A 13,734-nucleotide genomic window follows, 5' to 3' on the forward strand; every position below is an offset into this window, starting at 1 on the left:
AATCTAATTTTCGCAGCTTTTCAAGCAACCACTATGGTGATGCCGGGTATGCCGTATTCAAACAGCGCAGGGAAAGTCACTCTTCGGCAAAAGCGTCCAGCGCTGGCCCTCGCTGCAGCACTTGTTCTGACACCTGCCCTGGCATACTTGCCCTCAGCGCTGGCTGACGACAACGACAGTTCTGGCTATAGCAGCAACCGCCTCTGGGCCACTCAGATGCGTGACTACGCAATGAAATCCCTGAAAAGCGACGAAGCTCTCAGCATGGCAGCGGTGCCTCTGAATGGCCCCGGGCTTGATCAGAACATCAATGCCGATGTACCCATGAGCCCCGGCTCTATCATGAAGGTAGTTACCACTTACGCAGCCCTGGAAATTCTCGGGCCTACCCATCACTGGGATACAGATTTTCTCACCGATGGAGAAATGGTCGGAGATACCCTAAAAGGCAGCCTCTACGTGCGCTTCGGCGGAGACCCGAAACTCACCTTTGAAAGACTCTGGACAACCCTACGGGAACTTCGGGACATGGGAATCACCCGCATTGACGGTGATCTCGTTCTGGATGGCAGCTATTTTGAAGTCGATGGAGGTTTTCCCGCGTTTGAAGACAATGGCAACAACCCATATGCGCCATTTCTGGTTGAGCCGTCTGCCTATCTGACCAACCTCAATCTCATGCACTTTCAAGTGCGTGCTGACGAACGCGGCACTCAGGCCTGGAGCACTCCAGCCCTCGGCGAGATAGCTATCGACAATAGGGTAACGGCCGTGGCCGAAGGATCCTGTCCTTCACGCCGTAGCTTTGAGTGGAAACCGATATTTCAGGAGGGCGGCAAAGTCACAGTGCGGGTAACTGGCGAGCTGCCGCAAGGCTGTCGCACAACAAAATACCTTTCACTGCTACCCCACGAGCAATACAGCGCCTCCATGATTCGCTCACTGCTTGGTGAGATGGGCATTATCGTATCCGGTGGAAACCTGAACGGTATAACTCCGGAAAATGCCCGACTGGTTATGAAAACCACATCGCCAGATCTCGTCACTATGGTGCGGGATATAAACAAATGGAGCAGTAACGTGATGGCACGGCAATTATTGCTGACCATCGGGGCGCGGAACCGGCTGGATAACGAGAATGACGACAGGGTTGCCGGCATACGCGTGATTTACGATTGGCTGGAACGCAAAGGCATAGACACCTCCGGGATGGTGATTGACAACGGAGCTGGCCTCACCCGCCATGGCAGGATTACCGCAAGACAAGGCACGAAAATCCTGCAACATGCCTGGAACAGCCCCTACGCTTCAGACCTCATGGCCTCCATGCCGATAATCGCCATGGATGGAACCATGGCCCGCCGCCTGCGCAACACCGGCATGGATGGCGAAGGCCGTATTAAAACCGGTTACCTCGAAAACGTGCGGTCAATTGCCGGTTTCACGCGGGATGAGAACAACACAACCTGGGCGGTTGTAGGAATGGTGAACAATGACCCTGCCTGGAATGGACAGGCTGTGCTGGATCGGGTTCTGTATTCCCTGCATTTCCGGCCGCCTACAGGGACGGCACTTTCTCGGGTAGATTCAGGCAAGTCGAGCACTTCCGTCCAATAAAAAAGGCCGGCTGAATTAGCCGGCCCAACACTCGTTATTTAAGCAAAACAACAGTTTTTTAAGTATCAGTCGACTGAAAAAATCACCTTGTCGATCACATGAATCACGCCGTTGTTCGCTTCAACGTCTGCTTCGGTGACCGCACTTCCCTCGATAACCAGAGCGTTATTTTGAATGTCCACGTTCAAAGTGGTGCCAGCCAAGTTTGTTACTGTACCGCCGTTCGAAGCATAGGCCGTAAGTGAACCTACCTCAGCTCCCAGAATGTGTTGGCTTAGAATGGACGACAGATTAGGATCGTTGAGCAAGTCACTTGCCGTAATGTTGAGATCTGCCAATAGCGCTTCAAAAGCGGCATCCGTTGGCGCAAACACCGTCAAGGTCGAATCTTCATCCGAAGCTGCAGCGAGCAGATCGGAAGCGCCATCAGTACCAAGTGCGGCTAACAGGATTGTGAACTCAGCACCTTCTTCAGCGCCTGCTAGCGCCGTTACGATACCCGCAATCGTGGAATTTGTATCACTGAGATCGCTCGGGGGAGGAAGGAGTACTTTATCGATGATGTGAATAACGCCATTAGTCGCGTCTACATCAGGACCGGTTACTCGAGAGGTGTTTACATACAGTACGTCCTCACTATTTTCCTGGGATATTGAGAGGGCGACGTTTTCACCGTTCACCGTTGGAACCAGGTTTTGAGGGATAGGGCTTTGCGCGACACTGATCGCTGCGTCTGCCTTCACTTCACCCACTGATGTTGCAAGAACATGGTATTTCAGAACCGTGTTTAACAAATCCGTGCTGGCCAACAACTGCTCTGCAGTGATGCCCAAGTCATTCAATAAAGCTTGGAACGCTGCGTCTGTAGGAGCGAATACTGTTAACTCATCATCTCCCCCAAGCAGTGCCGCAATAGCGGGGTCTGCTTCAAGCACTGCCGCTTCAAGGACCGTCGTGTTTTCATTTTCGACAGCGATTTCCAGAATATTTTGCGTTGCAGGATTTTCTGCGACGTTATCATCATCACTACAACCCACCAGCATAACACTGCCGGCCAAAACCATAGTTAGTGCAACTTTTGTTTTCATTGTCTCGAGCCCTCTGTTCCAAGGTTAGTTAACAGAATCAAGTGGTTTGAAACTGCACAGATTCAGCATCTGCACTGTGCGTACAAGCAACTTACGGGGAGGCAATAAAAACGGATTAGAGAATTTTACATTTCAGTTTACAGGTGTACGCGGACTATCCTTAGGGGGGCGCCCCAGGGTCATTTCGGTTAATTTCACTGCTATAGGTGCTAAAAAGGTGACCAGAGGGAAAGCCACAGCCCATGCCACCAGAAAAGCGGGGAGCCAACGATAAAAAAACTGGTTGTCTATACCAGTGTTGATGAAGGTAATTACTGCGGACATCAGCAGCGACATCATTCCGGACATGTAGAATCCAAAAACGATTTGGCGTAAACGTGCGGGTTTAATTCGACTCATGAGTGCTCCTCGTCAGATTACAGGTCTCCGGACAACAGCATCCGAAAACCTGCACATGCCGTATGATTGTTTAGATAAACACTGGATATTAATAAGCTAGCGATCTTTTTTCGATAGGTTTGTTTACCGAGTCAGGCTTTATATGGATCAGTATGAGCATTCTTTTCAGGTTCGAGCCAAACGGGCTGTCATCCTGCTGCTCGTCACTATTTTTGTCGTTTCAGGATGCAGCTCCACTAAACTTGCATACCGCTACGCAGACTGGGGCATTATCTGGTGGGTTGAAGACTTCATTACACTCACTGAACCCCAGAAACAGCAGCTGAATGCAGACATAGATAACCTGAAAGATTGGCACTGCAGCACCGAGCTTCCGCGTTATCGCTCATGGTTGGACAACCTTCAAAGCGACCTGGCTACAGGCGATCCGGGGCCTGCAGAAGTCAGTGGCCTTCAAAGCCAGCTGGCAACATTTATCCCGCCACTTTTGAACCAGGTCGCTCCCATTGCTACGAATTTGCTATCCAGCCTCAGCGATGAACAGGTGCGCGAGCTAGCAGACAATATGGCGGAGAAACAGCAGGAACTGGAGAAGGAATTTCTCTCTGGTAGTTCGGAGCAGATCGCAAAGGCAAGGGCTGAACGGACGGCAGAGCGCGCTGAACGATGGTTAGGAAGCCTGAATGGCCGGCAACAAACCAGCATTAACAACTGGTCGGAAAATCGCGCCGGGCAAACAACAATCTGGCTGGAGGGGCGAAAACACTGGCAGGAAGCCCTGCTCGAAGCCCTTAGAGAACGCGATGAGCCAGGTTTCGATGCCAGAATCACTGATCTCATCAATAATCCGGAAGCCGGCCGGGGCGAAGCTTATTCAGAGATGATGGATACAAGTATGGAAGCCATGACTTCACTTATTCAGGATCTGCTGCTGGCAAGCCATCCATCACACCTGGACCACCTCGCCCGCCAAGCCTCGAAATTGAGCGGCGACTTCAAAGCTCTCACTTGCCAACCGGGCTCCGAAGTCGCATCACAGGCTCTTACGAGTCGTTAAATCGTAAGATAGCCGCCATCTGCATTAATGCAGGCGCCCGTAGTGTAGCTGGAAGCATCCGACACCAGATACAGAACCGTGCCCGCCATTTCGCTCGGATCTGCCACACGCTTCATGGGAATGTGCGCCATAGCCTGTTTCTTGATCGCATCGTTGGTCGTCAGGGCACTGGCAAACTTGGTGTCTGTCAGCCCGGGCAACAGTGCGTTTACGCGAATCTTCTGCTGGCCCAACTCCATAGCGAAGGATTTGGTCATGGAAATAACTGCGGCCTTGGTCACTGAGTAAATGCCCTGGAAGTGGCCCGGGTTTACGCCGTTAACAGAAGCCACGTTCACAATCGAACCACCGCCATTTTTCTTCATCAGCTGCGCTCCTCGAGCACACATGAAGAAGTAACCACGAATATTCACGTCTACCGTTTTCTGGAAAGCACCAAGATCTGTATCTTCAGCTGGCCCGAAGTAAGGGTTGGCTGCCGCATTGTTAACAAGAATATCCAGTTTGCCGTGTTCTTTCTCAATGTAGGCCCAGATAGCCTCGATCTGATCCATTTCGCCAATGTGACAGGCATAGGCTTCTGCGCTACCACCGGCCTCGCGAATACTGCTGGCAACAGCTTCACAGCCGTCAATCTTGCGGCTGGTAACAATGACATGGGCACCGTAATCCGCCAGCGTGCGGGCAATGCTCTCGCCGATACCACGGCTGGCACCGGTAATAAGAGCCGTTTTGCCAGTCAGATCAAACAGGTCTTTCTTGCTCATTCGTTCACCTCAATGTGTTATCGGAAGGTCACCAGGGCGGGGTCTTCCGCTTCCAGGTGGCTGTAATTATTGAAAACAGACAAACTACGGCGCCCGGCGGAATAGAGAACCCGGGTAACGCTGGTATTGGCGATTACCGAGTTCAGAGCCAGTGCCCGTTCGTCTTCAAGGCCCAAAAGGCGCTGACACATAACCGCTATGGGGCCTCCAGATGTAGAAACGAGTACATCACCTCCGTCTGCGTACTCAATCATTTCATCGAAAGCCGCAAGAACCCGTTTTTTGAAATCGGTCCAGGTTTCGGCATATTCCGCGTCATATTCCCCGGATGCCCAGCGCTGTACCGCTTTCACGAATTCCTTCTGAAAAGCTGCCGCCGGTTTAGGAAACGTCGCGAGATCTCTTGCCATCACCTGCCGGTCGCTCCACTCTGGCCGATAACAATTCACAACCGAGATATGGTCGAACTCGTTAAAACCGGGAGCGACCTGCATATCCGGTAGCTGCGCACCGTAGCCGGTTGCGATGGCTTCAACGGTTTCCCGGTGACGCTGCAAATCGCCGCCAAAGATTGCTGCAGGCTTGATCTTGTCGACCATCCAGCTACCCAGAACCTTTCCCTGCTCCCAGCCTCTGGGCGAAAGCTGATCGTAGTTTTCCTTTCCAAAGCTGGCCTGGCCGTGGCGCACAAGGTACACAGTTGCCATTAAAGAGCACTCTCTGAGATCAACCGCTGACAGCGTTTCTCCAGATAGTTTGCAGCATGGCCGAAAGCGGCAAAACGTTTGTCACTGGTCTGGCCATGATAGAAACGGTAATAGATCTGCTGGACAATCACCGCCAACCGGAACAAGCCGTAGATTTCGTAAAAATCGAAGTTATCTGCCCGAAAACCAGACTGCTCCATATAGTAGGCGACGACTTCCTTGCGCGTGAGCATACCCGGGCGATGGGTAGGCTGACGGCGTAGCATCTGGAACGGACCTTCGTCGTCTGCCTCAATCCAGTAGGCAAGCGTGTTGCCGAGATCCATCAAAGGATCGCCAATTGTCGCCATTTCCCAGTCCAGCACCCCGATGACTTCAAAGGGGTTGTCCGGGTTGAGTACCACATTGTCAAAACGGAAATCGTTGTGAATCACAACCTGGGCAATATCATCTGGCATCTTGTCGTTCAACCAGGACATAACCGCTTCAAAATCGCCGACATCATCTGTGCGAGCCTTGCGGAAACGGTCACTCCAACCGCCGATCTGCCGCTGGACATACCCCTCACCCTTGCCCAATGAATCCAGGCCCGCGGCCCTGGCGTCAACTCGATGCAAGTCCACCATCTTGTCAATTACGCTCAGGCACAGCTTGCGTGTGTCAGCCTCACTCAACTCCAGGTCTTTCGGGAAATCCTGGCGCAGAATGATGCCCTTCATTCGCTCCATCACATAGAAGTCGCACCCCAGCACATCGTGATCATCACAAATAGCGATAATGTCAGGCACATATGGATAAACGGGCTTCAGAGCCTGCATCACCTTCGCTTCGCGAAGCATGTCGTGAGCAGACTTTGCAATCTTGCCAAACGGCGGGCGGCGCAAAACGAACGATCGATCGCCGTAGTCCACCTGATACGTCAGGTTGGAAGCACCACCCGGGTACTGGCGGATCACCGGCTCGCCCGAAAGGTCCGGGATGGCACCTTTCATAAACCGGTCGACGGCCGAAAGGTCCAACTCCTCTCCTTCGCGGATATCTTCCGCCTGGTCAATCTGGGTCATTCAAGACTCTCCTTTTGTTCCCGCGTTCCGGTCAGGCCTTGGCCTTACCGCCCATTTTCTTCATCCAGCGCTTGCTCTCTTCAAACATCAGCTTATCAAAAGCCCAGGGAGCGTAACGCTTGAGTATCCACATGCGGCGTTCTTTCACATGCGGCAAAACCCAGAAATTCTTGTTCTTGACCGAGCGCACAATGTCTTCTGCAACATGATCTGCAGAGATATTGGAGCGCTTCATCAGCTTGGTCACGTTCTGTTGAATGCCCGGAATGTCTGAACGCATGCTGTTGGTAAGATTGGTCTGGAAAAACGCCGGGCACACGCAGCTGACATGGATACCGTCACTCCGTAATTCCTGGCTCAAAGTCTCCGACAGCGCGATCACTCCGGCCTTGGACACATTGTAACTATTCATCATCGGCGCCAGCATCAGGCCCGCCATAGACGCAATGTTCACAAAGGTACCTGAACCCTGTTTCTTGAACTGGGGCGTAAACGCCTTGCAGCCCCGCACCACTCCAAGCACATTGATATCCAGTATCCATTCCCAGTCCGCCATGGTGGTATCTTCAATTGAACCGGCAGAGGCTACGCCAGCATTGTTCACCACCACATCAACGCCGCCCCACTTTTCCGTAAGATCCGCGCAGACTTTTTCCAGATCCGTCAGCCGCCGGACATCACACTCAACAAAATAGCCCTCGCCACCCACATTGTTGATTTCCTGTTCAACACCAACGCCCTGTTCAGGGTTAATGTCACCGATACAGACCCTGGCGCCTTCTCTGGCATAGCGCAGCGCAATGGCCCGGCCAAGGCCGCTAGCGCCGCCTGTTACGAATACTCTTTGTGTCATGTGTTTGTCCGTTGTTTGTTTTTAAATAAAACGAAGAATCAGTTTTTATACTTGCGCAACTCAAGGCGAGCAACCGTGGCACGATGCACCTCGTCCGGACCATCTGCCAAACGCAGTACACGAGCATAGGCAAACAATTGGGTCAGTGGGAAGTCGTCATCGCTCACGCCGGCGCCACCATGGATCTGAATAGCCTGATCAACAATTGTTTGAAGCATATTGGGAATCACCGCTTTGATCATGGCAACCTCCTGAATCGCACCCGCAATACCCTTGGTGTCCAGAGCCCAGGCGCATTTCAGCGTCAATAAGCGTGCCTGCTCAATCGACATGCGGGCGTTGGCAATAATATCCGGGTTACCACCCAGCTTCGCCAAAGGACGACCGAACGCCTCACGGCTCATCGCCCGCCTGACCAGCAGTTCCAGTGTGCGTTCAGCCGCACCAATCGCTCGCATACAGTGATGCACCCGGCCTGGCCCAAGGCGACCCTGGGCAATTTCAAAGCCACGGCCGGGGCCTGCAATAAAGGCACTCTTCGGCAAGCGCACGTTATCAAACAGTACTTCGCCATGGCCGTAAGGCTCGTCATACTCACCGAACACCGGGAGCATACGTTCAATCTTTACACCCGGGGCATCCAGCGGCACCAGAACCATGGAGTGACGGCGATGTTTATGGGCATCCGGATCAGACAGGCCCATAAAAATAGCAACCTTGCAGTCCGGGTGGCCAATACCTGTGCTCCACCACTTACGGCCATTGAGCACCACTTCGTCACCTTCCACAATCGCAGTTGCTTCCATAGTGGTTGCATCAGATGAAGCCACTGCCGGCTCGGTCATACAAAACGCAGAGCGGATCTCGCCACTCAGCAAACGCGGCAGCCATTCGGCCTTTTGCTCCTCGGAACCGTAATGGATCAGAACCTCCATGTTGCCGGTATCCGGCGCATTACAGTTGAAGATTTCAGGCGCTATAAAGCTGCGACCTGTTTCTTCTGCAATCAGGGCGTAGTCAGAGTTGAGAAGGCCACAACCGTGTTTTTCATCAGGGAAAAACATGTTCCAGAGCCCTTGAGCTTTGGCCTTTTCCTTCAGCTCCTTGATAACTGGTAACACAACCCAACGATTTTCAAGCGAGGCCAGCTCTTTGTGGTACTGAGCTTCCACCGGGAAGATTTCTTCCGCCATAAACGCTTTTACACGCTTTAGATAATCCTGACCCTTTTCAGAGATACTGAAATCCATTGCCGAACCCTCGTAGAAATTGCACAAGCTGGTGCGATGAATATAAGCACGATGAACCCAGTCTAAAGTTGCACTAACTATTACGCGACTGAATTATTCTTATCATTTATTATTAACCATACTTATTAACTTGAGGCATCGTAGTTATGGCCGGGAACCGCCTGGATCTCAATCTTTTGCATGTTTTTGACACCATATACCGTGAGGGCAGTCTTACCCGTGCTGCGAAGGCCTTGCACCTTACTCAGCCGGCGGTGAGCCATTCTCTGTCGCGTCTGCGTGATCATTTCGACGACCCGCTGTTCACGCGCCAGGGCAACCAGATGGTGCCAACGCCTCTGGCTCGTCGCTTTCTGGAATCCATGAAACCCGGTCTTACCCAGATTCAGGGCGCGGTTAATCAGTTTCACGCGTTTGATCCGGCGAATCAGCGCAAGACCTATTCTCTGGGCTTGAGAGATGTTCTGGAGTCGACTTTTCTGCCGCAGCTCATGCAACGACTGGACCCGTATCCGGAACTTGAGATTGTCAGCAAGCGTATTCCACGCAGGGATATGGAAACCCAGCTCGCGGCCGGCAAGCTGGATTTCGCTGTCGACGTGCTGTTACCAATCAGCAGCCAGACATCACACGAATTATTGAGGCAGGACAGACTCGTTGTTCTGGCCCGGGAGGGTCACCCACTGGCATCACAGGCTCTGGATATGAACGGGTATCTTTCAGCGCGTCATGTGCTGGTTTCATCACGCACGGAAGGGCCAGGAATTGAGGATTTCGCGTTATCGCGGCTAGGGGTTCAGCGCAGTATTCGCCTGCGTTGCCAACATTACTACGCCGCCTGCCGGGTTGTTGAAGCAACCGATCTTCTGCTGACCATGCCGGAAACCTACGCCAGAATCATTTCAGAACAGGCCAGCATTACCATTATGAACCCACCGGCAGACCTGCCCTCTCTCGACGTGCACCTCTACTGGCACAAGGCCTACGGTCAGGAGCCGGCGTTAATCTGGTTCAGGGAACTGCTCAAGGCTATTCAGTAGGCGCCAACGGCCGCCAGAAAGCCGAAAAAGCCAATAGCCGTGATACCAAGCGAGGCAACCACAATGCCGAAGCCCCACCAGACCGCTGCACCATCCGAAATAGCAACACCGTGGCCACGCAGGGTGCGGTAAAACGCCCATGGACCAAGAATAAACGCTCCGACTACTGCAAAAACAAGCCCCACACTGATACCGGCAAATGTCCAGGTTGCAAGCACGGTTGCACGATCCGATAGCCCCTCTCGAACCCCATGGTGCTCAAGAAACTTCTTGCAAAAGAACCAGACCAATGCGAACAGGACAACAACGAAAACGATGCCGCCAATGATGGTAATGAGTCGGTAGAGCAAAGAGATCGTCCTGTGAGTTCGTCATACAAATTTCGAGCATCAGCCCGCCCACTGCCGCAAACACTATAACGTCCAGCCGAGGGCGGGTAAAACGGCTTTATTGGCCTGCGTGGTGGCGTCTTGTGTTTGGGAAGCTAAACTGGGCTTGTTATCTATACGAGTCAACTCGAAAAAGGAGTCGCCAACATGGCCCAAACTATCCGCATCGCCGTAACACCGGGAGACGGGATCGGTCCGGAAGTCGTGGGGGAAGCCATACGCTGCCTCGAAACCCTGCGTACCAAACATGGTTTGGACCTTGAGTGGACGAGCTTTCCCTGGCCGTCCCATGCCTGGCATCAGGAACACGGCGAATCCATGCCCGACGATGCACTGGCTCAGCTCAAAGCCTACGACGCAATATTGCTGGGTGCCCTGGGTGATCCGGGCCCACTGGATGACCCGAGCCGTTATCTTTTGACCGACAGCGTCTCGCTAGCCCCCCTTCTGGACATGCGCAAAGGCTTTGACCAATGGGTATGCGAACGCCCTGCCCGCCTGTTACCGGGTGCCCGACAGTACCTTGCGGATGAACGCGCGAAAGATATCGATATGCTGGTGATTCGGGAGAATTCCGAAGGTGAGTACGTAAGCCAGGGCGGTCGCCTGCGCAAAGGCACGGAGGATGAGATTGCGACGCAGATGGAGGTGTTTACCCGCAAGGCCACCAACCGCATTATTCGCTATGGTTTCGAGCAGGCCCGCACCCGGGCTGCAGACCGGGTTAAAGAAGGCCGTACCAGAACCTTCCGCTCCCTTGATGGCTCTCAGTATGGTCGAGCCTGCGAAAGCCAGGTTTGCCTGATCACCAAGCGAAACGCCCTCCGCTATTGGGGCGATATGTACACCGAAGCGTTCGAAGAAATCAGCAAGGAGTTTCCGGATGTCGCTACGCATCACGAACTGGTCGATGCGGCCTGTATGAAGTTCGTTCAGAGCCCCTGGGCCTTCGATGTGGTGGTCGCCAGCAACCTGCAAGGAGATATTCTTACGGATCTTGCAGCCGTGCTGTCGGGTGGCATGGGCGTTGCGCCATCCTGTAACCTGAACCCCACAGACCCGGACATGCCATCCATGTTCGAGCCTACTCATGGCAGCGCTCCGGACATCGCTGGCAAGGGCCTGGCAGACCCCACAGCCATGCTGTTTACCACAGCACGCATGCTGGAATGGTTAGGGCGGAAAGATCCGTCGATGGCGACTGCTGGCAAGGAGCTGTTTGATGCCGTGGCCGCAGACCTGGCGGATAGTGCCGGGGCCCGGCGGGAAACCAAGGAAATCGGCGACGCGATCTGCCAAAGGCTGTCAGCCTGAAAAAGCAGTGACAGAGCCAGAAAGGGTTTTCTGGCTCTGTCTCATTCATAAACGTTTACTCGTCAGCCATCACGAATTCCAGACGACCCGGCGCCACCCGGATATCCATAGGCACCATGCCGAACATCCGCTGAGCCAGATTGGTGTCATCCAGGCGGTATACAGGCATGGTCTCAAGCATCTGGGCTACAACCCGCATCACACTCTCAGTGACCGGCGCCAGATCGCCTTTGAAGAAACCCGCATCAACACTGCTTTCCAGCAGTTTTATTCTCCGAATGTAAATAGCCTTTTCCGTGCTGTCGTAGACCGGCGCGCCCTCAATCTTCAAGGCAATATCAACCGGCAGTTTGGCCAGAAACGCGTTCAACGCAACCTGCCCGTTCAAATCCACCACCGCGACATCCCGGCCGTCCGGCCCCAGGGTAATGTCGGCACTGTCGAGACTCAAGCTGAGTGGAGAGCCACTTTTAAGCTGCGTGCGATCGTAATCACTAACCACATCCTGAAGATGCTTCTCCAGCTCTCCTTCCGAAATTGAATAAGGTGAAATGCTGGCACAGCCACTGGACAAAGCAAGCACCAGAAACACCATGCCCCAAAGGCGACTCAGGTGCAGTTTATTCATCATCACTCTCCATTGGTTAAGCCGCCACTATCTGACGGCAAACCCGGACTGGCTATTCGTTTTCAGCCCGGGCATCTACGTGAGGGATGAGATTATCGTCGAAAACCACCTTCAATAGAATGGGCTGACAACACACCTGACAGTCTTCCACGTATTCCTGCTCCGCCACTGACTGATCGACACTGATCTCCAGCGCCTCCCCGCAGTAGGGGCATTGGATAAGTACAGAGTCCAGAGCCGACATAGGCACTCCTCAGAACTGTTGTTTAGCCATCCACGGAATGATGCGATCAAACGCCGCATCGAGCTTCTCACAGGTCGTGGAGAAACTGATACGAACCGCGTTGGTCGAGCCTTCGCCAAAGGCATCACCCGGTACCATACACACCCCGGTTTCCTTGAGCATGCGCAGCGCCAGATCAGAACCATCAACATGGGGCGGCAAAGCGGGAAATGCGAAAAAGGCACCACCAGGCTTATAACCGGTCATGTAAGGCGTCTGCTCTATCAGGTCCACGACTTTGTCCCGGCGCTCCCGATAGATATCCACCATGTCTTTTACACACTGCTGGTCACCTGTCAGTGCTGCCACACCCGCGAACTGCGAAGGCGTATTGGCAACGGAAGTCGTAAACATATGAAAGCGTCGCAGGGATTTGATTGCAGCCTGGCTGGCAATCACCCAACCTACACGCAGTCCCGCCATACTGTAGGTTTTCGAAAAACTGCTGATGCACATGATGTTATCCAGATCCATGGAGCAGTTCAGGACACTGGCAAAATCATCGTCATCAAAAATAAGGTGGTCATACACTTCGTCGGCATAAACCTGGATACCCCGGTATGCGCACTCTTCCAGAATGGTTTCCACGGTAGTGCGGGGATATACAGCACCCGTCGGGTTATTCGGGTTGTTGAGGATCAGGGCAAAGGTGCGTGGCCCCATGGCACGAATCACCTCATCAGGATCAAGCTGATGATTATTCTCTGCCTGAGTCGATACGAACTTCACCTCGCCGCCGTTCATACGGATCAAAGGTGCGTACAACAAGAAGGAGGGATCCGTCACGATGAACTGTCGCCCTGGTGCTGCTGTAGCGGCAATTGCCAGGTACATAGCTTCAGTGGCCCCGCTGGTAACCAGAATGTTGTCTCTGGTCAGCTTGCGGTTATAGCGTTTGCTGTAATAGTCCCTCAGCGCTACCAGTAACTCAGGCAGCCCGGCGTCCATGGTATAGCCGGTTTGCCCTGCGTTCAGGGCCTCGATGTAAGCATCAACAATATGCCTGGGTGTCGGCAGATCCGGCTGACCAATGGAAAGATGAATGACATCTTTCATACTGGCCGCCATATTAACCATACGCCGGATTCCCGGCACCGGAACTGCCTGCATAGCAGGGTTCCAACTGGCCTTGGTTTTCCGGTACTTCACTTTCCGCGGTGTATCCTGGCCGGTATCTCTGTTGGCGGCGCCTGCCATAAAAACCTCCTGCAACGGGAACGGGGGCAAATAAAAAACTACCATTGCAGGTTAGCCAGTAAGGCAAGGGCATACAAGACA

Annotated in this window: 15 protein-coding genes; 4 read left to right on the forward strand and 11 right to left on the reverse strand. The window is 53.3% G+C overall.

Translation table 11 applies throughout. The features are described 5' to 3' along the window. Window positions 1-48 precede the first annotated feature (48 nt). On the forward strand, window positions 49-1,617 hold the full coding sequence (gene dacB / locus Q4501_RS02690; protein ID WP_303593946.1) for a D-alanyl-D-alanine carboxypeptidase/D-alanyl-D-alanine-endopeptidase: 1,569 nt from the start codon (window positions 49-51) through the stop codon (window positions 1,615-1,617). Between the two features lie 65 nt (window positions 1,618-1,682). Here dacB and Q4501_RS02695 read toward each other — a convergent pair whose 3' ends face one another. Both Q4501_RS02695 and Q4501_RS02700 read right to left on the reverse strand, forming a co-directional pair. Then, window positions 1,683-2,705: a fasciclin domain-containing protein gene (locus Q4501_RS02695; protein WP_303593948.1), complete on the reverse strand. Its 1,023-nt coding sequence runs from the start codon at window positions 2,703-2,705 to the stop codon at window positions 1,683-1,685. Window positions 2,706-2,837: 132 nt separating this feature from the next. After that, window positions 2,838-3,104, reverse strand: coding sequence for a DUF2798 domain-containing protein (locus Q4501_RS02700; RefSeq protein ID WP_303593949.1), 267 nt, complete (start codon window positions 3,102-3,104; stop codon window positions 2,838-2,840). Between the two features lie 142 nt (window positions 3,105-3,246). Here Q4501_RS02700 and Q4501_RS02705 point away from each other — a divergent pair, with 142 nt between their 5' ends. Then, on the forward strand, window positions 3,247-4,161 hold the full coding sequence (locus Q4501_RS02705; protein ID WP_303593950.1) for a DUF6279 family lipoprotein: 915 nt from the start codon (window positions 3,247-3,249) through the stop codon (window positions 4,159-4,161). Here the strand turns inward: Q4501_RS02705 and Q4501_RS02710 are convergent. The 5 genes from Q4501_RS02710 to Q4501_RS02730 are packed head-to-tail and all read right to left on the reverse strand — an operon-like array spanning window position 4,158 to window position 8,802. Beyond that, a complete protein-coding gene (locus Q4501_RS02710; RefSeq protein ID WP_303593952.1) occupies window positions 4,158-4,928 on the reverse strand; it encodes an SDR family oxidoreductase in 771 nt (256 codons plus the stop codon). The two genes, Q4501_RS02705 and Q4501_RS02710, sit on opposite strands and share 4 nt — an antisense overlap. Window positions 4,929-4,945: 17 nt before the next feature. Continuing rightward, window positions 4,946-5,635: a histidine phosphatase family protein gene (locus Q4501_RS02715; RefSeq protein WP_303593954.1), complete on the reverse strand. Its 690-nt coding sequence runs from the start codon at window positions 5,633-5,635 to the stop codon at window positions 4,946-4,948. Beyond that, the gene (locus tag Q4501_RS02720; RefSeq protein ID WP_303593956.1) at window positions 5,635-6,699 is read right to left on the reverse strand and encodes a phosphotransferase family protein; all 1,065 of its coding nucleotides are present in this window, start codon (window positions 6,697-6,699) and stop codon (window positions 5,635-5,637) included. The genes Q4501_RS02715 and Q4501_RS02720 overlap by 1 nt, the downstream gene beginning before the upstream one ends. A 31-nt stretch (window positions 6,700-6,730) precedes the next feature. Then, a complete protein-coding gene (locus Q4501_RS02725) occupies window positions 6,731-7,552 on the reverse strand; it encodes an SDR family oxidoreductase (RefSeq protein WP_303593958.1) in 822 nt (273 codons plus the stop codon). 38 nt (window positions 7,553-7,590) lie between these two features. After that, window positions 7,591-8,802 (reverse strand): acyl-CoA dehydrogenase family protein, encoded by a 1,212-nt coding sequence (locus Q4501_RS02730; RefSeq protein WP_303593960.1) that lies wholly within the window; start codon window positions 8,800-8,802, stop codon window positions 7,591-7,593. A 146-nt stretch (window positions 8,803-8,948) separates the two neighbouring features. Between Q4501_RS02730 and Q4501_RS02735 the strand changes: the two genes are divergently transcribed. Beyond that, window positions 8,949-9,842, forward strand: a complete 894-nt coding sequence (locus Q4501_RS02735; RefSeq protein WP_303593961.1) for a LysR family transcriptional regulator — start codon at window positions 8,949-8,951, stop codon at window positions 9,840-9,842. On the opposite strand, the gene Q4501_RS02740 is transcribed toward Q4501_RS02735, so the two are convergent. Beyond that, the gene (locus tag Q4501_RS02740; protein WP_303593962.1) at window positions 9,836-10,192 is read right to left on the reverse strand and encodes a hypothetical protein; all 357 of its coding nucleotides are present in this window, start codon (window positions 10,190-10,192) and stop codon (window positions 9,836-9,838) included. The genes Q4501_RS02735 and Q4501_RS02740 overlap by 7 nt on opposite strands. Before the next feature lie 186 nt (window positions 10,193-10,378). Here Q4501_RS02740 and Q4501_RS02745 point away from each other — a divergent pair, with 186 nt between their 5' ends. Then, complete coding sequence (locus tag Q4501_RS02745; protein ID WP_303593963.1) at window positions 10,379-11,545, forward strand: isocitrate/isopropylmalate dehydrogenase family protein; 1,167 nt, start codon at window positions 10,379-10,381, stop codon at window positions 11,543-11,545. 55 nt (window positions 11,546-11,600) lie between these two features. Here the strand turns inward: Q4501_RS02745 and Q4501_RS02750 are convergent, their stop codons facing one another. Genes Q4501_RS02750 through Q4501_RS02760 form a run of 3 tightly spaced genes read right to left on the reverse strand, consistent with a single transcriptional unit; the run spans window position 11,601 to window position 13,653 of the window. Next, window positions 11,601-12,173, reverse strand: coding sequence for a DUF1439 domain-containing protein (locus Q4501_RS02750; protein WP_303594352.1), 573 nt, complete (start codon window positions 12,171-12,173; stop codon window positions 11,601-11,603). A 52-nt stretch (window positions 12,174-12,225) separates the two neighbouring features. Next, the gene (locus Q4501_RS02755) at window positions 12,226-12,417 is read right to left on the reverse strand and encodes a CPXCG motif-containing cysteine-rich protein (RefSeq protein ID WP_303593964.1); all 192 of its coding nucleotides are present in this window, start codon (window positions 12,415-12,417) and stop codon (window positions 12,226-12,228) included. A 9-nt stretch (window positions 12,418-12,426) separates the two neighbouring features. After that, window positions 12,427-13,653: a pyridoxal phosphate-dependent aminotransferase gene (locus Q4501_RS02760; RefSeq protein ID WP_303593966.1), complete on the reverse strand. Its 1,227-nt coding sequence runs from the start codon at window positions 13,651-13,653 to the stop codon at window positions 12,427-12,429. Between the last annotated feature and the right edge of the window lie 81 nt (window positions 13,654-13,734).

Origin of the sequence: Marinobacter sp. 2_MG-2023 (assembly GCF_030546935.1) — a bacterium.
Lineage (GTDB): Bacteria > Pseudomonadota > Gammaproteobacteria > Pseudomonadales > Oleiphilaceae > Marinobacter.